Annotated in this window: 18 protein-coding genes and 1 tRNA gene; 8 read left to right on the top strand and 11 right to left on the bottom strand. The window is 67.0% G+C overall.

What is annotated here, in order from left to right:
• Nucleotides 1-234: 234 nt before the first annotated feature.
• From cphA (SB751_RS04000) to SB751_RS04010, 3 genes are all read left to right on the top strand, one after another.
• Nucleotides 235-2,880: a cyanophycin synthetase gene (cphA, locus tag SB751_RS04000; protein ID WP_144197423.1), complete on the top strand. Its 2,646-nt coding sequence runs from the start codon at nucleotides 235-237 to the stop codon at nucleotides 2,878-2,880.
• A 30-nt stretch (nucleotides 2,881-2,910) separates the two neighbouring features.
• Complete coding sequence (gene cphA, locus SB751_RS04005) at nucleotides 2,911-5,481, top strand: cyanophycin synthetase (RefSeq protein ID WP_144197422.1); 2,571 nt, start codon at nucleotides 2,911-2,913, stop codon at nucleotides 5,479-5,481.
• Nucleotides 5,482-5,664: 183 nt separating this feature from the next.
• The gene (locus SB751_RS04010; protein ID WP_144197421.1) at nucleotides 5,665-6,144 is read left to right on the top strand and encodes an SRPBCC family protein; all 480 of its coding nucleotides are present in this window, start codon (nucleotides 5,665-5,667) and stop codon (nucleotides 6,142-6,144) included.
• Nucleotides 6,145-6,156: 12 nt separating this feature from the next.
• On the opposite strand, the gene SB751_RS04015 is transcribed toward SB751_RS04010, so the two are convergent.
• The 4 genes from SB751_RS04015 to SB751_RS04030 all read right to left on the bottom strand — a co-directional run bounded on the left by SB751_RS04015 (nucleotide 6,157) and on the right by SB751_RS04030 (nucleotide 10,246).
• Nucleotides 6,157-6,816, bottom strand: coding sequence for an amino acid ABC transporter permease (locus SB751_RS04015; protein WP_144197420.1), 660 nt, complete (start codon nucleotides 6,814-6,816; stop codon nucleotides 6,157-6,159).
• 128 nt (nucleotides 6,817-6,944) lie between these two features.
• On the bottom strand, nucleotides 6,945-7,757 hold the full coding sequence (locus SB751_RS04020) for a transporter substrate-binding domain-containing protein (RefSeq protein WP_144197419.1): 813 nt from the start codon (nucleotides 7,755-7,757) through the stop codon (nucleotides 6,945-6,947).
• 202 nt (nucleotides 7,758-7,959) lie between these two features.
• Complete coding sequence (locus SB751_RS04025) at nucleotides 7,960-8,880, bottom strand: glutamate/aspartate ABC transporter substrate-binding protein (protein WP_144197418.1); 921 nt, start codon at nucleotides 8,878-8,880, stop codon at nucleotides 7,960-7,962.
• Nucleotides 8,881-8,968: 88 nt separating this feature from the next.
• On the bottom strand, nucleotides 8,969-10,246 hold the full coding sequence (locus SB751_RS04030; RefSeq protein ID WP_144197417.1) for a D-amino acid dehydrogenase: 1,278 nt from the start codon (nucleotides 10,244-10,246) through the stop codon (nucleotides 8,969-8,971).
• Nucleotides 10,247-10,439: 193 nt separating this feature from the next.
• Here SB751_RS04030 and SB751_RS04035 point away from each other — a divergent pair, with 193 nt between their 5' ends.
• A complete protein-coding gene (locus SB751_RS04035) occupies nucleotides 10,440-11,393 on the top strand; it encodes a LysR family transcriptional regulator (protein WP_144197416.1) in 954 nt (317 codons plus the stop codon).
• A 103-nt stretch (nucleotides 11,394-11,496) separates the two neighbouring features.
• Nucleotides 11,497-12,819: a hemolysin family protein gene (locus SB751_RS04040; protein WP_144197415.1), complete on the top strand. Its 1,323-nt coding sequence runs from the start codon at nucleotides 11,497-11,499 to the stop codon at nucleotides 12,817-12,819.
• Between the two features lies 1 nt (nucleotide 12,820).
• On the opposite strand, the gene SB751_RS04045 is transcribed toward SB751_RS04040, so the two are convergent.
• The gene (locus tag SB751_RS04045; protein ID WP_211942778.1) at nucleotides 12,821-13,585 is read right to left on the bottom strand and encodes an SDR family oxidoreductase; all 765 of its coding nucleotides are present in this window, start codon (nucleotides 13,583-13,585) and stop codon (nucleotides 12,821-12,823) included.
• A gap of 143 nt (nucleotides 13,586-13,728) precedes the next feature.
• On the opposite strand from SB751_RS04045, the gene SB751_RS04050 reads away from it, so the two are divergent.
• Nucleotides 13,729-14,628, top strand: coding sequence for a LysR family transcriptional regulator (locus tag SB751_RS04050; RefSeq protein WP_149136545.1), 900 nt, complete (start codon nucleotides 13,729-13,731; stop codon nucleotides 14,626-14,628).
• A 120-nt stretch (nucleotides 14,629-14,748) separates the two neighbouring features.
• Here the strand turns inward: SB751_RS04050 and SB751_RS04055 are convergent.
• From SB751_RS04055 to SB751_RS04065, 3 genes are all read right to left on the bottom strand, one after another.
• A tRNA-Ser gene (locus SB751_RS04055) sits at nucleotides 14,749-14,838 on the bottom strand.
• Between the two features lie 81 nt (nucleotides 14,839-14,919).
• Nucleotides 14,920-16,227, bottom strand: a complete 1,308-nt coding sequence (gene serS / locus SB751_RS04060; RefSeq protein WP_144197527.1) for a serine--tRNA ligase — start codon at nucleotides 16,225-16,227, stop codon at nucleotides 14,920-14,922.
• A gap of 142 nt (nucleotides 16,228-16,369) precedes the next feature.
• On the bottom strand, nucleotides 16,370-17,713 hold the full coding sequence (locus SB751_RS04065) for a replication-associated recombination protein A (RefSeq protein WP_144197412.1): 1,344 nt from the start codon (nucleotides 17,711-17,713) through the stop codon (nucleotides 16,370-16,372).
• 180 nt (nucleotides 17,714-17,893) lie between these two features.
• Between SB751_RS04065 and SB751_RS04070 the strand changes: the two genes are divergently transcribed.
• Both SB751_RS04070 and SB751_RS04075 read left to right on the top strand, forming a co-directional pair.
• The gene (locus SB751_RS04070; RefSeq protein ID WP_144197411.1) at nucleotides 17,894-18,577 is read left to right on the top strand and encodes a hypothetical protein; all 684 of its coding nucleotides are present in this window, start codon (nucleotides 17,894-17,896) and stop codon (nucleotides 18,575-18,577) included.
• 94 nt (nucleotides 18,578-18,671) lie between these two features.
• Nucleotides 18,672-18,839: a hypothetical protein gene (locus SB751_RS04075; protein ID WP_186296817.1), complete on the top strand. Its 168-nt coding sequence runs from the start codon at nucleotides 18,672-18,674 to the stop codon at nucleotides 18,837-18,839.
• A 39-nt stretch (nucleotides 18,840-18,878) separates the two neighbouring features.
• On the opposite strand, the gene SB751_RS04080 is transcribed toward SB751_RS04075, so the two are convergent.
• The 3 genes from SB751_RS04080 to SB751_RS04090 form a co-directional block, all read right to left on the bottom strand.
• Nucleotides 18,879-19,310 (bottom strand): hypothetical protein, encoded by a 432-nt coding sequence (locus tag SB751_RS04080; protein ID WP_250025094.1) that lies wholly within the window; start codon nucleotides 19,308-19,310, stop codon nucleotides 18,879-18,881.
• An 8-nt stretch (nucleotides 19,311-19,318) separates the two neighbouring features.
• On the bottom strand, nucleotides 19,319-19,957 hold the full coding sequence (gene lolA / locus SB751_RS04085) for an outer membrane lipoprotein chaperone LolA (protein ID WP_410747815.1): 639 nt from the start codon (nucleotides 19,955-19,957) through the stop codon (nucleotides 19,319-19,321).
• 142 nt (nucleotides 19,958-20,099) lie between these two features.
• On the bottom strand, nucleotides 20,100-22,436 hold the full coding sequence (locus tag SB751_RS04090) for a DNA translocase FtsK (RefSeq protein ID WP_144197408.1): 2,337 nt from the start codon (nucleotides 22,434-22,436) through the stop codon (nucleotides 20,100-20,102).
• Nucleotides 22,437-22,582 lie beyond the last annotated feature (146 nt).

Raw genomic sequence — 22,582 nt, forward strand, 5'->3', positions numbered from 1 at the left:
GCAATGCGTCCACAACAGGGTAGACACGGACATAACTTGAAACAATTTAGGCGGGAAGCCGGCTGGCGGCCCGCGATTTTGCCCGCAAGTATACATAACGCAAACAAACGGGGCGCCTGGTGCGCTGCACAACGTCTTCCGGACTTCAGGGGTCAACCCCGATGCCGTTGAAACGTTACTGAAAGGTTAGGCTCCCATTTCTCGGGCATTCGCCCACTGCCTCAAGCTAAATCAATGAAAAAGAAGGACATTGAGATTTTCGATGTCATGTCGCTGCGCGGCCCGAATATGTGGACATATCGGCCGGTGCTGGAGGCATGGGTTGATATCGGCGAACTGGAGGATTTCCCCTCCAACAAGATCCCGGGGTTCTACGAACGCCTGTCGGCCTGGCTCCCGTCGCTGATCGAGCATCGCTGCAGCATTGGCGAGCGCGGCGGCTTCCTGCAGCGGCTCAAGGAAGGTACGTGGCCCGGCCACATCCTCGAGCACGTGACGCTTGAGCTGCAGAACCTGGCCGGCATGCCGGGCGGCTTCGGCAAGGCCCGCGAGACCCCCGTACGGGGCGTCTACAAGGTGATCGTCCGGGCCTGGCACGAGGAGGTGACGCGCGCCGCGCTGTTCACCGCCCGCGACCTGGTCATGGCCGCGATCGAGGACCGCCCGTTCGACGTACCCGAGGCCGTGGACAACCTGCGCCGCCTGGTCGACGAACACTGCCTCGGCCCGAGCACGGCCTGCATCGTCGATGCTGCCGATGACCGCGACATCCCCTCCATCCGACTCTCCGACGGCAATCTGGTTCAACTCGGCTACGGGGCGCGCCAGCGCCGCATCTGGACCGCCGAGACCGACCGGACCAGCGCCATCGGCGAATCGATCTCGCGCGACAAGGACCTGACCAAGACGCTGCTGGAATCCTGCGGCGTGCCGGTGCCGGAAGGCCGCATGGTGGAGAGCCCCGAGGATGCCTGGGACGCCGCCGAGCGGATCGGCGTGCCGGTGGTGGTCAAGCCGTACGACGGCAACCACGGCCGCGGCGTATTCACCAACCTGATGACGCGCGAGGAAGTGGAAACTGCCTACTCCGTAGCCATCGACGAAGGCAACGGCGTGATCGTCGAGCGCTTCGTGCCGGGCAACGAACACCGCCTGCTGGTGGTGGGCGGCCGGCTCGTGGCGGCGGCGATGGGCGAGACGGCCAGCGTCGTGGGCGACGGTACCTCGACCATCGACGACCTGATCGAGTCGCAGATCAACTCCGATCCGCGCCGGGGCAGCACCGAGGACCATCCGCTGAACCGCGTGCGGCTCGATTCCGCCGCACGGCTGGAACTGAAGCGCCAGGGGCTGGAGGATGGCGATTCCGTGGCACCCGCCGGCAAGACCATCCTGATCCAGCGCAACGGCAACGTCGCCTTCGACGTGACCGACCGCGTGCACCCGAGCGTGGCCGCGCATGCGGCGCTGGCCGCGCGCGTGGTGGGGCTGGATATCGCCGGGGTGGATCTCGTGGCCGAGGACATCTCGCGCCCGCTGGCCGACCAGCGCGGCGCCATCGTCGAGGTAAACGCCGGGCCGGGCCTGCTGATGCATATCAAGCCGGCCGACGGCACGCCGCGCCCGGTGGGCCCCGCGATCGTCGACCATCTGTTCCCCGCCGCGAAGGATGGCAGCGCCGATGACGGCCGCATTCCCGTGGTCGGCATCACCGGCAACAACGGCAAGACCGTGGTGGCCAAGCTGGTGGCGCGTCTGCTGCAACTCTCGGGCAAGCACACCGGGCTGGCGTGCAGCGACGGCCTGTTCCTCGACCGCCGCCAGGTGGAAACCGGCGACCAGGCCAACTGGGAAGCCGGCCACCGCATCCTGATGAACCGCGCCGTGGAAGCGGCCGTGTTCGAGAACGACAGCGGCATGATCCTGTCGCAGGGCCTGCCGTACGACCGTTGCCAGGTTGGCGTGGTGACCAACTTCGCCCAGCCAGACCACCTCGGCGACTACTACGTCGAGGACGAGGACCGCATGTACAACGTGCTGCGCACCCAGGTGGACGTGGTGCTCGACAACGGCGTGGCCGTGCTCAACGCCGGCGACGCGCGGCTGGTGGAAATGGCCGAGCTGTGCGATGGCGACGTGGTCTTCTTCGGCCTCACCGCCGACCTGCCGGCGATTGCCGCGCACCGGGCGGCGGGCAAGCGCGCGGTGTTCGTGCGCGACGGCAAGGTCGTGATGGCCACCGGCCAGAGCGAGCTGCCGCTGACCGATGTGTCGGCCATTCCGCTGACCTACGCGGGCCGCGTGGCGTTCCAGATCGAGAACGTGCTGGCGGCCGTGGCCACGGGCTGGGCGCTGGGCATCTCCAACGACCTGATCCGCGCCGGCGTGGTGACCTTCGACGTGGGCCAGGTGGACGTGCCGGGCCGCTTCACGCTGTTCGAGCGCCAGGGCGCCACGGTGATCGTCGATGACGCGCACAACGCGCCCGCGCTCGCCGCGCTGGCCGCCGCGCTGGACCGCTTCCCCGCCGAGCGCCGCATGCTGGTATTCGGCGCCGGCGTGCAGCGTCGGGACGAAGACCTCGTCCACCACGGCAAGATCATCGGCGCCGCGTTCGACCGCGTGTTCCTCTGCGAGGACCAGAGCGTGAAGCGCGACCTGCCCGATGCCGAGGCCCGCGCGCTGGTCAGGAAGGGGCTGTACGAAGGCCGCCGCGTGACCAAGATCATCGACGAAGGCGCCCGCCGCACCGCCATCGAGACCGCGCTCTCGCAACTGGTGGCCGGCGACCTGCTGGTCATCCAGTGCGACGAGGGCTCGCCCGAGGGCACTGTCGAGCAGGTACACCAGTGGGTCGGCCGCAGCGGCCGCCGCGCCTGATGGCTCGGCCAGAAAAATAACGGAAATACTATGGAAGTCTCCCGTATCCGGGCCCTGCGCGGCCCGAATCTCTGGTGCCGCCACACGGCCATCGAGGCCATCGTGGCCTGCTCGGACAAGTCGCACCTGCTGGCCGACCTGCCAGGCTTCGAAGACCGCCTGCGTGCGCGCTTCCCGGCCATCGGCCCGCTGCGCCCTGACGACGAGGCTGGTACGCCGTCGATGGCCCACGCGCTGGAAGCCGCCGCGCTGGGCCTGCAGGCCTCTGCCGGCTGCCCGGTCACCTTCAGCCACACCGCGCCCACCGTGGAGCCCGGCACGTATCAGGTGGTGGTGCAGTACAGCGAGGAAGAAGTCGGCCGGCTCGCCTTCGAACTCGCCGAACAGCTATGCCTGGCTGCCCGGGACGACAAGCCCTTCGACCTCGACGACGGGCTGCACCGCCTGCGCGAACTTGACGAGGACGTGCGCCTGGGGCCGAGTACCGGCTCCATCGTCTACGCCGCCGTGGCGCGTGGCATTCCGTACCGCCGCCTCACGCAGGGCTCGATGGTGCAGTTCGGCTGGGGCAGCAAGCAGCGCCGCATCCAGGCCGCCGAGACCGATATGACCAGCGCCGTGGCGGAGTCCATTGCGCAGGACAAGGACCTGACCAAGAGCCTGCTGCACGCCGCCGGCGTGCCGGTGCCGCTGGGCCGCTCGGTGCGCAGCGCCGAAGAAGCCTGGGCCGCCGCGCAGGCCATCAACGGGCCGGTGGTGGTCAAGCCGCGCGACGGCAACCAGGGCAAGGGCGTGGCGGTACGCATCCGCACGCGCGAGGAAGTGATGACGGCCTACGAAGTGGCGGCCGATATCTCCTCGGACGTGCTCGTGGAACGTTACATCCCCGGTCACGATTTCCGCCTGCTGGTGGTGGGCAAGCACCTGGTGGCGGCCGCGCGCCGCGATCCGCCGCAGGTGATTGGCGATGGCGTGCACACCGTGCGCCAGCTCGTGGAGGAAGTGAACCGCGACCCGCGCCGGGGCGAGGGCCATGCCACGTCGCTGACCAAGATCCGCTTCGACGACATCGCGCTGGCCACGCTGGCCAAGCAGCACCTGACCGCCGACTCGGTGCCGGCCAACGGTACGCGCGTGGTGCTTCGTAATAACGCCAATCTGTCGACCGGCGGCAGCGCCACCGACGTGACCGACGACGTCCACCCGGACATCGCCGCGCGCGCCGTGGCCGCGGCCCAGATGGTGGGCCTCGACATCTGCGGCGTGGACGCCGTGTGCGAGACCATGCTCAAGCCGTTCGAGGAACAGGCGGGCGGCATCGTGGAAGTCAACGCCGCGCCGGGCCTGCGCATGCACCTGCAGCCGTCGTTCGGCAAGGGCCGGGCCGTGGGCGAGGCCATCGTCTCGACCATGTTCGCCGATGGCGACGATGGCCGTATTCCCGTGGTGGCGGTGTCCGGCACCAACGGCAAGACCACCACCGTGCGCCTGATCACCCACCTGCTGGCCACGAGCGGCCTGCGCATGGGCATGACCGGCACCGATGGCGTGTATATCCAGGGCGAGCGCATCGACACCGGCGACTGCAGCGGCCCGCGCAGCGCGCGCAACGTGCTGCTGCACCCCGACGTCGACGCGGCCGTGTTCGAAACCGCGCGCGGCGGCCTGCTGCGCGAGGGCCTGGCCTTCGACCGCTGCGACGTGGCCGTGGTGACCAACGTGGGCGAAGGCGACCACCTGGGGCTGTCCTACATCAGCACCGTGGAAGACCTGGCCGTGCTCAAGAGCGTGATCGTCCAGAACGTGGCGCCGCACGGCATGGCCGTGCTGAACGCCGCGGACCCGATGGTCGCGCGCATGGCCGACGCCTGCCCCGGCACGGTGACGTTCTTCGCGCACGATGCCGGGCTGCCGACCATGGCGCTGCATCGCGCGCAGGGCAAGCGCGTGGTGTTCGCGGAAGGCGGCGAGATCGTGGCGTGCGAGGGCGAAACCCAGGTGCGCATTGCGCTGGCGGACATCCCGCTGACGCGCAACGGCAGCATCGGCTTCCAGGTGGAGAACGCGATGTCGTCGGTCGCGGCTGCGTGGGCGCTGGGCGTGGACTGGGCCGTGATCCGTCGCGGGCTGGCCACCTTCGTCAACGACGCCGCCACCGCGCCGGGCCGCTTCAACGTGTTCGACTACCGGGGCGCCACCCTGATCGCGGACTACGGCCACAATCCGGACGCCATCCAGGCATTGTGCAATGCGGTGGAAACCATGAAGGGCGATCGCCGCGTGGTGGTGATCAGCGGCGCGGGCGACCGTCGCGACGTGGACATCCGCCGGCAAACCCAGATTCTGGGCGGCGTGTTCGATGAGGTGGTGCTGTATCAGGACCAGTGCCAGCGCGGCCGTGAGGACGGCGAGGTGCTGGCGCTGCTGCGCGAAGGGCTGGAAGGCGCACAGCGCACGCAGCACGTGGAGGAAATCCGCGGCGAGTTCCTGGCGATCGACACCGCGCTGGGGCACCTGAAGCCGGGCGACCTGTGTCTGATTCTGGTCGATCAGGTGGAAGAGGCACTTGGGCACATCGCCCAGCGCATCGCGGAACAGTAACAGGCACCCGCTGCATCCGTCGTTGCACCGCAGCTGCATCCGTATGAAGGCCGGCTCCCAGGAGCCGGCCTTTTTTCTTGTCCGCCCCCTTGCATCGAAACGGTTGCAGGTGCCACATTACTGTCACCATCGATCCGATGTGACCGCCCCTGCCCCGCCGGTCTCAGCCAGAGGAGGCTCGCCATGCAATCGCCGCAGACCGTAGTGGTCACCTACATCGCTGCCACACCCGAGCAGGTCTGGTCCGCGCTGACCGACCCCGTGCAGAGCGAACAGTATTTCTTCGGGCGGCGCGTGGAGTCTGACTGGCAGGTCGGCAGCCCGTTCGTGCTGCGCATGGACGACGGGCGCGTGGATTCCCAGGGCGTGGTGCTGCTGGCCGAGCCGCCCTACCGGCTCTCGGTGACGTGGCGCGTGGAATGGCTCGAGGCGTTCCGCGAACTGCCCGAGGTGGTAGTCACGTGGCAGGTGGACGCGCTGGGGCAGGCGGTGCGGCTGACCGTGAGCGAGACCCATCGCGAGCCGGTGGACGAACAGATGCTGCAAGGCGGCCGCAACGGCTGGCCGATGATCCTGGCCGGACTCAAGACGCTGCTGGAAACCGGAAAGCCCCTCAATGTCGAGGCCCCCAAGCCACCGCCGGCGCCCTCTTCCGGCGCCTAGCCCCTCTCGCCTTCAGTGCCGCCCCGGCAGCGAGAGCCGACGTTCCAGCACGCGCTGCAGTACCGATAACCCGGTACTCAGGATCCAGTAGATGACCGCCACCGCCAGGTAGAGCGGCAGCGGCTGGTAGGTGGCGGCGATGATTTCCTGCGCGGTGCGCAGCAACTCGGTCACGGTGATCACCGACACCAGCGAGGTGTCCTTGATCAGGCTGATCAGGCTGTTGGACAGGCTCGGCACCGCCAGCCGCAGCGCCTGCGGCCCGACGATGTAGCGCAGCGTCTGGATCGGCGTCAGGCCCAGGCTGTAGGCCGCCATCCACTGCCCGCGCGCAATGCCGAGGATGGCGCCGCGCATGCTTTCCGACAGATAGGCGCCCACGTTGAGGCTCAGCGTCAGCACGCCGGCCGGAGTGGGCTCAAGCGCAATGCCGACGCTCGGCAGCCCGTAATAGACCACGAAGATCTGCACCAGCAGCGGCGTGCCGCGCATGATGCTGACGTACACGCGCGCCACCGCTTTGAGAATCGGCGCATGGCTGATGCCCATCAGCGCGACCACAATGCCAATCACCAGGCCGAACGCCATCGACAGCACGGCGAACTTCAGCGTGAGCAGGGCGCCCTGCAACAGCACGGGCAGCGAATCCATCACGAGAGCGAGGGCGGACATGGCAGGGGCGGGTCAGGAATCCGGAATGCCGGGATCATACGTGATCCGGCCACGGAAAAAAAAGCCGACTCGCGGGAGTCGGCCTGGCGGGGAGGGATTGGCCCCTGTGGGGGCGCAACCCGGCCCGCTTACTTCGCCGCCTTGGTCACATCCGAGCCGAACCACTTGGTCGACAGCTTCACCAGCGTGCCGTCCTTGCGCAGGTCTTCCAGCGCCTTGTCGATGGCCTGGGCGAACTTCGGGTTGTCCTTGCGGAACGGAATGGCGACTTCGGTGTTGGCACCGGGCACCACGGCGCCCGGGCGCAACGGCAAGTTGGCGTTCTTGATCAGGTAGTTGACCATCAGCCGGTCATTGAGCGCCGCGTCGATCCGTTGCGAGGCCAGGTCGCGCAGGTACTCGGGCGCGCCGGGATAGGTCTTCACGTCGATGCCGGGCACCGACTTGGCCAGTTCGTTGTAGTTGCTGCCCAGGCTGACGCCGAGCTTGTGGTTCTTCAGGTCATCCAGTGACTTGAACTCGCGCTTGTCGTCCTTGCGCTGGATCAACTGTGCCGCCGAGTAGACGTAGGGCGTGGAGAAATCGAGGGTCTGCTTGCGCTGCGGCGTCACCGCAACCTGATTGACGATGATGTCGAACTTGCCTGCCTGCAGGCCGGCAATGATCGCGCTCCATTCGGTGGTCACGAACTCCGGCTTCACGCCCAGCTTGCCGGCGATGGCGCGTGCCACGTCCACGTCGAAGCCCTCGAGCTCGTTCTTCGCGCCGCGATAGCCGAACGGCGGATACGTGCCTTCCACGCCAATCTTAAGCACGCCGGCTTGCTTCACCGTGTCGAGCAGATCGGCGGCGCTGGCGGCCGTGGCCGTGAATCCGGCAACGCCAGCCAGCAGCACGGAAGCCAACAGGGATTTGAGCAAGCCAGTACGAATCGAGCGCATAAGTTCTCCAGTGAGATGCGGGGTCAGGGCCGGCTTACCCCTTTTGGGGGCGGACCGGAGGCTCCTAAGAGCCTATAACGGGCTCCACACTACCGCAAACACTATCAAGCGCGAAATAACGATTCATTATGGCTATATAACCGATCCACCACCCGGTCAGGGACCCGGTGTGACGGACCGGCGCCGCCCGCGTCCTGCTCCCTTACTGGAACGCCTTGTCGTTCGGCGCCGCGTACAGCGCCTTCATGTCCGGCGACATCGGGTAGTTCATATTGATGTTGCGCGGCGGAATCGGCGACTGGAACCACTTCGTGTAGAGCTTCTCGGCACGGCCGCTCAGCATCAGGTCCGATACCACGCCATCGGCCAGCTTCTTGAACGAGGCGTCGTCCTTGCGGAACATGCAGGCGTAGTTCTCGGTCTGGAGCGGCTCGCCAGCCACGACCCATTCGCTCGCGTTCTTGGCCTTGGTGCGCTCGCCGTACAGCAGCGGCTCGTCCATGACGAAGGCCACCGCGCGGCCCGTTTCCAGGATCAGGAACGCCTGGCCATGGTCCTTGGCGCTGGTCAGGTTCATGTTCATGCCCTGCTCGCCGTTCATCTTGACCAGCAGGCGCTCGCCCGTCGTGCCGGCCGTGGTGACCACGTTGCGGCCCTTGAGCTGGGCGAAGTCGGTCACGCCCGAGTCCTTCTTGGTCAGCATCTTGATACCGTAGACGAACAGGCTGTTCGAGAAGGCCACCTGCTTCTGGCGCTCGAGGTTGTTGGTCGTGCTGCCGCATTCGATGTCGATCGTGCCGTTCTGCATCAGCGGAATGCGGTTCTGCGAGGTGATCGGCGTCAGCTTGACCTGCAGGTTCGGCATGTTCAGCGTGGTCTTGATCTTGTCGACGATCTGCAACAGGATCTCGTGCGAGTAGCCCATGATCTCCTTGCCGTCCGTGTACGAGAACGGGATCGACGACTCGCGGTAGCCGAGCGAGATCACGCCGGTGTCCTTGATCTTCTTGAGCGTATCGCCATCGGCGGCGTGGGCGCCGGCGGCAGCGCAGGCCAGCACGGCAGCGGCCAGCAGGCGGGTGGACAGGCAGGTAGGGGTCAGACGGACACGCAGTGACTTCATGGTTTTCGCTCCTTGATGGGGCTTGGTTTAATCAGCTTGAGGCAATCCCACTTCCGTACAACAAACTTCAACACCCGATGTGCGCCGGTCAGGCCCGGGCCGCACTGAAATCTTCCGCGCCGATGGCCGGCGCGCGCCCGGCCAGCTGGTCCGCCAGCAACCCCGCGCTGCCCATCGCCAGCGTGAACCCGAGCGCGCCATGGCCCAGGTTCAGCCACAGGCCCGGCAGGCGCGACGGGCCGACCAGCGGCAGGCCGTCCGGCGTGGCCGGGCGCAGGCCGGCCCAGGGCTGCAGGGCGTCGAGTCCGGCGCCATTGGCCACGCCGCCAAACACGGCGCGGGTCTGGGCGACCAGCGTCTGTGCGCGCTCGCGGTCGATGGTCGGCCCGCCGCGCACCAGATCCGCCATGCCGGCCACGCGCAGCGTATTGCCGATGCGCGCGTAGACGATCTTGTTGGCGAAGTCGGTCACGCTGATATGCGGCGCCCGCGCGCCATCGGCGATCGGCACCGTGATGCTGTAACCCTTGAGCGGCCACAGCATCGGCCGCACGCCGAGCGGACGCAGCAGCGGCACGCTGCCGATGCCGCCCGCAACGATCACCGCGTCCGCGCGCACCTCGTCATCGGTGGTCCTCACGCCCACCACCTGGACGCCCGATGTCATCAATCCTGTGACACGTGTGCCAAACCGCATCGACACATTGCCCTTCCCTTGCAACAGATGGGCCAGCGAGAGGCAGAAGCGATGACAATCGCCCACTTCCTCGCTCGGCGTGTAGATGGCGCCGGCGATGTCGCCCCGGATACCGGCCAGCGCGGGCTCCAGGGCCACCGTGGCGTCGCGGTCCAGCGCCTGCTGCTCGCAGCCCAGGCTGGCCTGGTAGTCCAGCAGCCGGCAGGCCGATGCGTAGGCCGCTTCGTTGCGATGCACCACCAGCTTGCCGCGCCGCGCGAAATCGAAGCCGCCGCCCTCGCCGCGTGCCTCCGGGCCTTCCACGAAGGCCTGCATCAGGTCGCGCGAGTAGAAAGCCAGCCGCAGCAGCTTGCGCGTGGTCGCCTCGCTGGTGGCGGCGTTGCACGCCTGCACGAAGGCCATCAGCCAGCGCCACTGGGCCGGGTCGGCGGTCGGACGGAAGCGCATCGGCGAATCGCGGTCCAGCAGCCAGCCCGGCACCTTCGACAGCACGCCTGGCCCGGCCAGCGGCGCCACGTAGCTGTAGCTCAGCTGCCCGCCGTTGGCAAAGCTGGTCTCCTCGCCCGGGCCCTCGTGGCGCTCCAGTACGGTGACCTCGTGGCCATCCTGGGCCAGCCGCCATGCAGTGGTCATGCCGACCACCCCCGCTCCCACAATCGCTATGCGCATCGAACCTGCCTTGCCATCCATATCGAATCGATGGGCCAGAGCGTAGTCCACCGCGCGCGGCTTGCCCAATGCCAATACGTGCCAGAATATGTCCCCAGGCTATGGATGCCGGCCACCCGGGCTTACCCGTAGTGCACGGCGGGATCGAGGCCATTTCCCCGCACCTTTCCGGACACTTTCCAGCACCACAACGATGCGCCTGCGCCAGATCGAAGTCTTCCGCGCCGTCATGCTGACCGGCACCGTCAGCGAGGCCGCGCGCCTGCTCCACGTCTCCCAGCCCGTGGTGACGCGGGTGTTGCAGCACGCCGAGGCCTCGCTGGGCTTCCGCCTCTTCGAGCGCGTGCGCGGCCGGCTGCAGCCCACACCGGAGGCAACCGCGCTCTATGGGGATGTCGAAAGGCTATATGGGGAAATCGAGCGCGTGCGGCGCGTGTCCGAGAGCCTGCGCCACAAGGGCGCCGGCCGGCTGCGCGTGGCGGCCACGCCGAGCCTGGCCAATCCGCTGCTGGTGCCGGCGGTGCGGCGCTTCTGCGCGCGGCACCCGGAAACCCAGGTCCAGGTGCTGACCCACCATACCAACGAGATCGTGGACGCGCTGCTGGCCAACCAGATCGACGTGGGCTTCGCCTTCTCGCCGCCCCGGCACGAGGCCATCTCCTCGGAGCCCGTGGCCGCCGGGCGGATGCTGCTGGCCGTGCCGCGCACGCTGCCGCTGCCGGGCGGAGGGCGGCGCGGGGCGGTGTCGATGCACAAGCTGATGGACCGCCCCTTCGTCGGCTACGACGACGACACCTCGCTGGGCCTGCTGGTGCGCCAGACGCTGGCGCGCCACGCACTGGAGCCGCACTCCACGCTGGAAGTGCAGACCTACTCGCTGGCGCTGGCGCTGGTCGATGCGGGGCTTGGCCTGACCGTGCTCGACCAGTACACGGCGCTGAGCGCCAACCCGGCCAATGTGGCACTGCACGATATCGAACCGGTGCTGCCGTTCGAGATCCAGTTGCTGCGCGCGAGCCACCGGGGCGCCTCCAGCCTTGTGGACGACATGCGCACCCAGTTCACGGCCGCCGCCGCCGAACTGGCAGCCACCCTGCCCCACCGGCTGGAAGCCCCGCGCGTGCAGTTCGACGCGCCCGACAAATGAGAACCGCCCTAAATGAGAGCCGCCGCAATGAGAACCGTCGCATTGACAGACCCGCGCGGCGTGCACCATCATCAACCCGCACCGACAGGCGCGTGAAACCCACATGTTCGTCCTGACCCTGATTCTCCTCGTCCTGATAAGCGCGTTCTTCTCGATTTCGGAGATCGCGCTGACCGCCGCCCGGCGCACCAAGCTCCAGGTCCTGTCCGAGCGCGGCGACCACCGCGCCACCAAGGTGCTGCGGCTCAAGGAAGAGCCCGGCAACTTCTTCACCATCGTGCAGATCGGCGTGAACAGCGTGGCCATCCTCGCCGGTATCCTGGGCGAGAAGCACGTCTCCGATCTCGTCTTCGCGGCGCTGACTCCCTACATGAGTGCCGCCCACGCCCTGCGCGTGGCCAATATCGGCTCCTTCCTGGTGGTGACGCTGCTGTTCATCCAGTTCGCGGACCTGATTCCGAAGCGCATCGCCATGACCTTCCCCGAGCGCTGCGCGGTAGTGGTGATCGGGCCGATTCTCACGCTGCTGCGCGTGCTGAAGCCGGTGGTGTGGATCTTCAACGCGGCGGCGGACGCCATGCTGAAGCTGCTCGGCATCCCGACCAAGCCGGTGGACCAGATCACCACCGAGGATATCGCCGCGATGGTCGATGCCGGCGCCGAGGCCGGTGTGCTCCACAAGCACGAGCTGCACCTGATCGAAAACGTGTTCGAACTCGATTCGAAAGGCATCACGGCGATCATGACCCCGCGCGACGACGTGATCTTCCTGACGCTGGATGAGACCGCCGACAGCGTGCGGCGCAAGCTGGTCAGCCAGCCGCACGCGCAGTACCCGGTCTGCGGGCACGACCTGGACGACGTGCTCGGCTACATCGACTCAAAGGACATCCTGCAACGGCTACTGGCCGACGAGAGCGCCACGGTGCTCGGCAACATCGGCCGGCATCACGACAAGAACGTGCTGGTGATTCCGGACACACTGACGCTGTCCGAGTCCCTGACGCGATTCCGAGAGATGCACGAGAGCTTTGCCGTGGTGATGAACGAGTACGGGCTCGTGGTAGGCATCGTCACGCTCGACGACATCGTCGGCGCGCTGATGGGAGACATCCTCTATTCGGCCGAGGACGAGCAGATCGTGCGGCGCGACGAGACGTCATGGCTGGTGGACGGCGTGACGCCGCTGGTGGACCTCAAGAAGGCGCTCGAGCTCGATTCGCTGCCCGGCGAGGACTACGTCGATACGGCCGCCGGCCTGGTGATCTACTCGCTGAAGCGGATTCCGAAGAAGTCCGAGTCAATCACCGTGGCGGGCTACCGCTTCGAGGTGCTGGACATCGATCATCACAAGATCGACCAGCTATTGGTGTCGCGGCTGCCGGGCGCGGCGGCGCCGACCGCCGCGACGGCAGCGGATCGCTGACTCAGGTCCGGGTGATGGAGAGGCCGCCGTCCACCAGGGATGCGGTGCCGGTCACGAACGCCGAGTCGTCGGAGGCCAGGTACAGCACCGAGCGCGCCAGTTCCTCGGGCTGGCCCACGCGCTTGAGCGCGTGCAGGTTGGTGATGAACGACTGCGCTTCCGCCGTGTCGTTCTTTTCGCGATACATATCCGTTTCCACGGCGCCCGGCAGGATCGCATTGACGCGCACGCCCTGCGGCCCGTATTCCGCCGCCAGCGCCTGCGTCAGGCCGATCAGGCCAGCCTTGCTGGCGGCGTAGGCGGCCGTGCCGGGGAAACCGACCGTGTAGCCCACGAACGTCGACGTGAAGATGACCGATCCACTGCCCTGCTTCGCCATCTGTGCGATCTGGTACTTGGCGCCGAGGAACGCGCCGGTCAGGTTGATCGCCAGCGTCTCGTTCCAGCCAGCTTCCGACACCTCGGTGCTCGGGCCGCCCTCGCCCAGCGTGCCCGCGTTGTTGAAGGCGATGTCGAGCTTGCCGTACTGCTCGACCGCCAGATCCACCAGCGCGCGGGCATAGCTTTCCTGCCGGACGTCGCCCGCCAGTGCCACGGCCTCGCCGCCAGCCGCGCGGATGCGGGCCACAAGGGCGTCCAGTTCCGCCTGGCGCCGCGCGCCAACCACGACCTTCGCGCCCTCCTTCGCAAACAATTCCGCAGTGGCCAGGCCAATGCCGCTGCTCGCACCCGTGATGATCGCCACCTTGCCGTTCAGTCGTTCCATGATGTGCTCCGGTTTCCGTTGATTTGATCCATCGATTTCGGTTCGGCACACCCATGTGCGCCGCGTCTGAACACAGTATGGGCGCTGGGATTAGATAGCGGTATAGTGCTAATTACGATTCTGCTTTTCGGAAAAACCGAACAATGTTCAAACTTGAAGGCGTGGCGAGTTTCGTGGCGGTGGCCGAGTCCGGGTCGATTACGGAGGCGGCGCGGCGGCTGCACCTGTCGAAGTCGGTAGTCAGCGAGCGGCTGGCCGAGATTGAGCAGGGGCTGGGCGCGCGCCTGCTTCACCGCACCACACGGCGGGTCAGCCTGACGGAAGACGGCGCCGCGTTCCTGGAACGTGCCACCCGGATCCTGCGGGAAGTGGAGGACGCCGCGGCGGAAATGGCCGAGCGGCGCGGCACGCTGTCCGGCCCGCTGCGGATTGCCGCGCCGGTGACATTCGGGCGCATGCACCTGGGGCCGGCGCTCTATCCGTTCCTGGCCCGGCATCCCGACATTGATCTCTTGCTAGACCTGGACGATCGCCGCGTGGATGCGGCATCGGAAGGCTACGACGCGGTGATCCGCCACGGCGCCGTCGGCGATTCGCGGCTGGTGGCCTGGCCCCTGGCACCGAGCCGCCGGCTGCTCGTGGCATCGCCGGCCTACCTCGACCAATGCGGCGCGCCTGATTCGCCCGAGGCCTTGCAGCGTCATCACGGCATTTTCTATACGAACCGGGGTATCGCGGACTGGTCGTTCCTGCAGGACGGCGAGATGATTTCCCTGCGCGCCCGCGCCCGCCTGCGGGTCAACAACGGCGACATGATGCTCGACGCGGCGCTGGCCGGTCTCGGCATCGCGCTATTGCCAACCTTCCTGGCCGGCGCTGCATTGAAGTCGGGGGCGTTGCGGAGCGTGGACATCGGCGTGCAGCCGGCAGCCGAGTCGATCTACGTCGCCCATGCGGAAGGCCGACGCGCGTCCGCCAAGCTGCGGGCGCTGGTGGAGCACCTGCGCGAAGCGATCGGCAGTCCGCCTTATTGGGACGTGTAGATCGGATGTGGGGGGGAGGACGAGCAGAAAAACAAAACCGACGCCTGCTTGCACAGTGCGTCGGTCTGAGTGTTACTACTGTTTGTTGCTCACCCGATGTTGCTGGGTGGCTTCTTATGCTGGCGGAGAGGGTGGGATTCGAACCCACGGTACCGTCGCCGGTACGCCTGATTTCGAGTCAGGTACATTCGACCACTCTGCCACCTCTCCGGTAACTTGGTCGTCCTTGCGGCGAAACCAAGATTATAGCGATGTTGCACCCGCCTTTGCAAGCGGCTTGCGCAATAATTTTTACGCTTCCGGTTGCAGCGTTGTGATGCCGCCCATATACGGCTGCAGCGCCTTCGGCACCGTCAGCGAACCATCGGCGTTCTGGTAGTTCTCGAGAATCGCCACCAGCGTGCGGCCCACGGCCAGGCCCGAGCCGTTCAGCGTGTGCACGAGTTCCGGCTTGCCCTGCCCCGCGCGGAAGCGGGCCTGCATGCGGCGCGCCTGGAAGTCGCCCATGCTCGAGCACGAGCTGATCTCGCGGTAGGTGTTCTGCGCCGGAATCCACACCTCGATGTCATAGGTCTTGGTGCTGCCGAAGCCCATGTCGCCCGTGCAGAGCACCACGGTGCGGAACGGCAGTTCCAGCTTCTTGAGGATGGCCTCGGCATGGCCGGTCATCTGCTCGAGCGCGTCCATCGACTGCTCGGGCGGCACCACCTGCACCATCTCCACCTTGTCGAATTGGTGCTGGCGGATCATGCCGCGCGTGTCCTTGCCGTACGAGCCCGCCTCCGAGCGGAAGCACGGCGTATGGGCGACGTAGCGCAGCGGGAGCTTGTCGCCGGCCACGATGGCGTCGCGAACCATATTGGTCAGCGGCACTTCGGCGGTCGGGATCAGGTAGAAGTTCTCGATGGTGTCCTGGCCATCTTCGCCGCCCACCTTGCGCGGCACCTTGAACAGGTCGTCCTCGAACTTGGGCAGCTGGCCCGTGCCCCGCATCGACGCGGCATTGACGATATACGGCACGTACATCTCGGTGTAGCCGTGCTCGAGCGTGTGGGTGTCCACCATCAGCTGCACCAGCGCGCGGTGCATGCGCGCCACGCCGCCGCGCAGGAAGGAGAAGCGCGAGCCAGTCACGCGCGTGGCGGTCTCGAAGTCGAGGCCGAGCCTGGCGCCCACGTCCACGTGGTCCTTGACCTCGAAGTCGAACGTGCGCGGCGTGCCAACGCGGCGTACCTCGACATTGCCGGTCTCGTCGCTGCCCACCGGCACGCTCGCGTCCGGCAGGTTCGGAACCGACATGATCGCGTCGTGGATCTGTTCCTGGATCTCGGCCAGGCGCTGGGCCGACGCCTTGAGCGTGTCGCCAATGCCGGCGACCTCGGCCATCGGACCGGAGGCGTCTTCACCCTTGCCCTTGAGCATGCCGATCTGCTTCGACAGGCTGTTGCGGCGCGCCTGCAGGTCTTCGGTCTGCGTTTGCAGTTGCTTGCGTTCGGCCTCGAGAGCCTGGAACGTCGCCACGTCGAGTTGAAAACCGCGCGTGGCCAGCCGTTGGGCCACGGCGTCGATGTCTTTGCGGAGCAGCTGAATGTCGAGCATGTTGCGGGAGCGATGGGTGTGCAGTGCCGGCGACATGCCGGCGATGGGCGCCATTTTACTGCACCGGCACCCCCTGCCGCGACCAAGTCAGCGCCCTTTTTCCCGCCTTCTTCCCGCCTTGTCCGGCATTTTCAGAGTCGTCTCAGTCTTTCTCATCACGCTTGTCCGACCGATGTTCGCGGTGCCAGGCCGCGTCGAGGTCGCGCAGATGGCGCAGTTTGTCGCCGATCTTCCCTTCCAGGCCGCGCGGCGTGGGCTGGTACCAGTCCTGGCGGCGCAGGTCGTCCGGCAGGTAGTGCTCGCCGGCCGCATAAGCCTCGGGCTCGTCGTGCGCGTAGCGGTAGGCATGGCCGTAGCCGAGTTCCTTCATCAGCTTGGTCGGCGCGTTGCGCAGGTGCACCGGCACCTGGCGCGACTTGTCCTTGGCCACGAAGGCCCGCGCGGCGTTGTAGGCGTTGTAGCCGGCATTCGACTTCGGGGCGATGGCGAGGTACAGCAGCGCCTGGGCCAGCGCCAGTTCGCCCTCGGGCGAGCCGAGCCGCTCATAGGTCTCGGCCGCATCCAATGTGATGCGTGCGGCACGTGGATCGGCGAGCCCGATGTCCTCCCAGGCCATGCGCACGATGCGCCGCGCCAGATAGCGCGGATCGGCGCCGCCGTCGAGCATGCGGCAGAACCAGTACAGCGTGCCGTCCGGATCGGACCCGCGCACGGACTTGTGCAGCGCGCTGATCTGGTCGTAGAACGCATCGCCGCCCTTGTCGAAGCGGCGCAGGTTCTCGGCCAGCGCGCTGCCCAGCAGCGCCGTGTCGATGCGGTCCTGCCCCGCGTTGCGGGCCGCGCGCGCGACGATCTCTATATTGTTCAGCAGCTTGCGTCCGTCGCCGTCGGCCGAGCCGACGATCAGCTGCAGCGCCTCGTCCTCCCAGGCCAGCCCGCCCAGTTCCTCGCTGGCGCGCAGCACAAGCTGCTTCAGTTCGGCGTCATCCAGGCTCTTCAGCACGTAGACCGCCGCCCGGGACAACAGCGCCCCGTTGACCTCGAACGACGGGTTTTCCGTGGTGGCGCCAATAAACGTGAACAGGCCGCTTTCCACGTGGGGCAGGAAGGCGTCCTGCTGGCTCTTGTTGAAGCGGTGCACCTCGTCGACGAACACCAGCGTGCGGCGGCCATGGGCGCGGTACTGCTCGGCGCGCTCCACCGCCTCGCGGATGTCCTTGACGCCCGACAGCACGGCCGACAGCGCGATGAACTCGGCATCGAACGCGTTGGCCATCAGCCGCGCCAGCGTGGTCTTGCCCACGCCGGGTGGGCCCCACAGGATCATCGAATGCGGCTCGCCGGAGGCAAACGCCACGCGCAGCGGCTTGCCGGCCCCCAGCAGGTGCTGCTGGCCGATGACCTCGTCGATGGTGCGCGGGCGCAGGCGTTCCGCCAGCGGTTGCCGGGAACGTTCAGGGGGGTCGGAAAACAGCGAATCCGCCACGATGGCTCTACCTCTTGGATCTGGGCGCGCGCGGCCTTGCCGCGACGCGGAACGTGACAGTGTAGACCATCGCCGGAGGGCCTAAAGAATCCCTTCAACCTTGCCGATAACGTCCAATGGCCCGTGTATCACCCGACCGGGCGTGGCAGACGTTCATCGGTTACAAGTTCGAGGATCCCTATGCTGCGTTACCGCATGCTGTTGTTCAAGATGTCCCGCCTCGCGAGCAAGAACAAGCTCAGCGGCGTGGAAGAAATCTCGTTGGCAGGGCAGTTTTCCGAGATGATCGGATCGCAGGAAGAGGCCGACCGCCTGATCGAGGATCTGGTCGACCATGAGAACCCGCAGGTGCGCCGCATCGGGCTGTCCGCGATCCGGCGCACGCGCCGCTTCGGCGGCCGGCTGCTGATGCCCGCGCTGCTGCGCCGGCTGGCCGACGTGGAAGGCTGGCTGCGGCACGACGCGGTGTGGATCGTCCAGGAAGGCCAGCTCGATGGCGCCGAACTGCGCGCGGCGCTGCGCCGCGTGGCCGGCAATGTGCGGCTGCCGCAGGATGCGGTGCGGGCTAAGGCCAATCCGGCCGACGGGCCGCTGCACGCGGCCGTGCGCGCGCGCCAGGCGCTGGACGTACTGATCAAGAAGTCGGCAGAAGCGCACAATGCTGCACTTGCGGCTGGCGGCGGCCTGCCCGGCGCCACGGACGGCCAGCCCTATGCCCAGGGTTCGGTCGGCCATATCCGCGCCGTGCACCGGCAGTTGCAGCGCAAGATGGCGGGGCGCAAGCTCAAAAGCAGCACCAAGCTGCGCTTCAAGAAGGTGGAAAGCCAGTATCCGCCCAACGACAACCGTCGCTTCCTGCTCTGATACCATGGGGCTCGCCTTGAGGTTTATCCAGGCTTGCCCAGCTTTTCCAACCCCGCCGGCCCCATGGCCGGCTCGCCAGGAGGAAGCCACTGCCATGGCCATCACGACCCGCATCCGCAAGAAGAGGCAATATCGGAAAGCCGTGTTGAAGTTGCGCGCCGCGATCAAGCGCGGCGACGAGGAAGCGATCCGGATCCGGCGCGAGAAATTGCAGAAGCTGCCGGTGCCGCGCCAGCGCTACGCGCGCGAAGCGCAGGCGTAGCCCCGCCCCCGCCAGCACATCGTCTTCAGCCCTCAGTCTTCAGCCCTTGGCCCGGTCGGCCAGCACCTTCATGGCATCCGCAGGCAGCGGGCCATGGCAGGTCCGCTCGCCGCCGGCCACTCCCACCACCAGCCATACCTTGTCCGGCGCATCGGCCGGATGGAGCAGCCATGCCGGCCCGCGCGCCGCATTGCTGGCCGGCAGGTCTTCCAGCACCCCGCTGTGCGCCGATTGCAACAGCGTGGCGCACTGGGTGTGCGGCACACGCGTGGCCTTGAGGAAGTCCGGATTGCCGAGCACTTCGGGCATGGCCGTGTCCGACGCACGCAGGAAGGCGTCCACGTCGAAGCGGTTGGCCGGCGCCTGGGCGCAAGCGGCCAGCAACAGGACGGCAGCCCCGCCCAGCAGGCGCTGGGTCAGGACAGACAGCGGGAACGACAGCGGGAACGATGGCGGAAAATCGGCGGGCATGGTGGGCCTCATTGCTTCATCACGTCGGCGCCCTTCGGCACCGTGAAGCGGAACGTGTCCGCCGGCAGCGATGGGTTCTTCTGCATCGCCGAGAAAGTCAGCAGCGTGGTATTGCCGAAGGCATCGCGCAACTCCATCGCCTCCAGGTTGCCGGCCTTGAAGCCGATCTGGATCTTCTCGAACTGGGTGTCCTTGGACTTCGGCGTCAGCTCCAGCCACTCCACGCCGTCGCGCGTGGCGCCATTCTTTACATCGAAATTCTTGGTCAGGTCGTTGCTGCCGAACAGGATGGCGGCAGGGCTGGAGCCCAGCGCGTTGTCCAGCTTGCGCTCGGTCACCTGGTTCAGGTCTTTATCGTAGATGTACAGCGTCTGGCCATCGGCCTGGAGCAGTTGCTCGTAGGGCTTGGTGTAGCGCCACGTGAACTTGCCGGGGCGCGAGAACGCAAAGGTGCCGCTGGACGTACCGCCGGCCTTGCCTTCGCCGCCCTGCCCCTTGAGCTGCTTCTGGGTGAATTCGCCACGCGCGGTCTTCACGCCGGTCACAAAGCTCTGCAGCTGGTCGGTCGCGGCGGCCTGGGCGGCCGATGCGGCAGCCGCCAGCAGCACGAGCGCGGCGCAGGTGGACGCAAGAATGCGATGTCGCATGGAGTCAGCCTTTCCTGAGTAGTGGATGCCCGGTTAGAGCCGGACGCGGGGCGCCGGATTCCTGTGACCGGGGTAACGGTATGTTACGCGTCACATTTGACGCCGGCCACCCTTGGCCGCCCCTTGGCCGCCCCGGCCGCGTCTAGTCGTCGTCGCGCGCACCCGCCCCGGCGCCGGCCGGCACCAGGATGTCGCGGTTGCCGTTGCCCGACATGGCCGAGACCAGTCCGGCTTTTTCCATATCCTCGAGCAGCCGCGCGGCGCGGTTGTAGCCGATGCGCAGGTGGCGCTGCACCAGCGAAATCGAAGCCCGGCGGTTCTTGACCACCACCTCGACGGCCTGATCGTACAGCGGATCGGCCTCGCCGCCCCCGCCGCCGATGCCGGCGCCGCCGCCCAGGCTGTCGCCCGCGCCATCGCCATCGACCAGCCCGCCCTCGAGAATGCCCTCGATATAGTTGGCCTCGCCGGATGCCTTGAGCTGCTCCACCACGCGGTGCACTTCCTCATCGGAGACAAAGGCGCCGTGCACGCGTACCGGAAACCCGGTGCCCGGCGCGAGATAGAGCATGTCGCCCATGCCCAGCAGCGCCTCGGCGCCCTGCTGGTCGAGGATGGTGCGCGAGTCGATCTTGCTGCTGACCTGGAACGCGATCCGGGTCGGCACGTTGGCCTTGATCAGGCCGGTAATCACATCCACGGACGGCCGCTGCGTGGCCAGCACCAGATGCAGGCCGGCCGCGCGGGCCTTCTGGGCGATACGGGCGATCAGTTCCTCGACCTTCTTGCCCACCACCATCATCAGGTCGGCCAGTTCGTCGATGACGATGACGATGGTCGGCAGCTTCTCGAGCGGCTCGGGGGCGTCCGGCGTCAGGCTGAACGGATTCGGCACCTTTTCCTCGCGCGCCGCCGCCTCGTCGATCTTCTTGTTGTAGCCGGCCAGGTTGCGCACGCCCAGCTTGCTCATGAGCTTGTAGCGCCGCTCCATCTCGCCCACGGCCCAGTTCAGGGCGTTGCCGGCCTGGCGCATGTCCGTGACCACCGGGCAGAGCAGGTGCGGAATGCCTTCGTAGACGCTCATTTCCAGCATCTTCGGGTCGATCAGGATCAGGCGCACGGCCTCGGGCTTGGCCTTGTAGAGCAGCGACAGGATCATCGCGTTGATGCCCACCGACTTGCCCGAGCCGGTCGTGCCGGCCACCATGCAGTGCGGCATCCTGGCGAGGTCGGCCACCATCGGCTTGCCGGCGATGTCCTTGCCCAGCGCCATGGTCAGGCTGGACGCGCTTTCGTTGTAGACGTGGGAACCGAGAATTTCAGTCAGGCGAACGGTCTGGCGCTTGGGGTTCGGCAACTCCAGCCCCATGTAGTTCTTGCCCGGGATGGTTTCCACCACGCGGATCGACACCAGCGACAGCGAACGCGCCAGGTCGCGCGCCAGATTGACAATCTGGCTGCCCTTGACGCCGGTGGCCGGCTCGATCTCGTAGCGGGTGATGACCGGCCCCGGGTAGGCGGCCACGACCTTGACCTCGACGCCAAAGTCCTTGAGCTTCTTTTCGATCAGCCGCGACGTGAATTCCAGCGTTTCGGCGCTCACCGTCTCCTGATGGGCCGGCACGGGGTCGAGCAGCGACAGCGGCGGCAGGTCGGAGTCCTGGATATCGGCGAACAGCGGCTGCTGCTTCTCGCGCTCCACCCGCTCGTGCTTGGGCACGGCCTGCGGGCGCACGATCTGCACCGGGGTGGCTTCCTCCTGGCGCACGCGCTGCACTTCCACGGTCTCGGTCCGTTCCACCTTGGCCGCGGCGCCGATGATGCGGTCCTGCTTCTTCTCGCGGCGGGCCTTGAAGCCGAGGAACAGCGTTTCGACGAAGCCGCCGACGTGTTCGGCCACGGAGAGCCACGAGAAATGGAAGAACAGCGACAGCCCGATGGCGAACATCAGCAGCAACAGCAGCGTGGCGCCCGAAAAGCCCAGCGCCAGCTGCAGCCAGCCGCCGAGCAGGTCGCCCAGCACGCCACCCGGCGCCCGGGGCAGCGCGGCGCGCAGCGGGTACATGCGGATGGCCTCAAGACCCATGCTCGACACCAGCGTCAGGCCGAAGCCGATCCAGCTGATCGCCACGCTGTGCTGCGGATCCGGCACGCGCTCGGGCAGTTCGGCGGTCAGGGTGCGCCAGCCGCGCCAGCAGCGGCGCATCAGCAGCACGCTCCACCAGTAGGCGGAAAAGCCGAAGATGAAGAACAGCACGTCCGCCACCCAGGCGCCCACGCGGCCGCCCAGATTGTGGATATCCGCCACCTGGCTGGCGTGGGACCAGCCGGGGTCCGCCTTGCTGTAGCTGGCCAGCACGCACACGAAGCCGAGGGTGACGGCCAGCAGCAGGAACCAGCGCACCTCGCCCAGCAGCTTGCCGATTCGCGAGGGGAGTGCCGACGGGTCGGTACGGGTAGTGGTGGTAGCGCGGGCCATGCCTTGGGTTCGGATGATCGCTTCAGATCGCTCGGGGTGGACGATGGCGGCCATTTTAACCTTGCGCGCGCTATCGGCCCCATTGGAATTTGCAACAGTCGGCAAACGCCAGCCCACTTATAATGGCGGTTTCGAGTTACACCGGC

Source organism: Cupriavidus sp. SIMBA_020 (assembly GCF_046535395.1).
Taxonomy (GTDB): Bacteria; Pseudomonadota; Gammaproteobacteria; order Burkholderiales; family Burkholderiaceae; genus Cupriavidus; species Cupriavidus campinensis.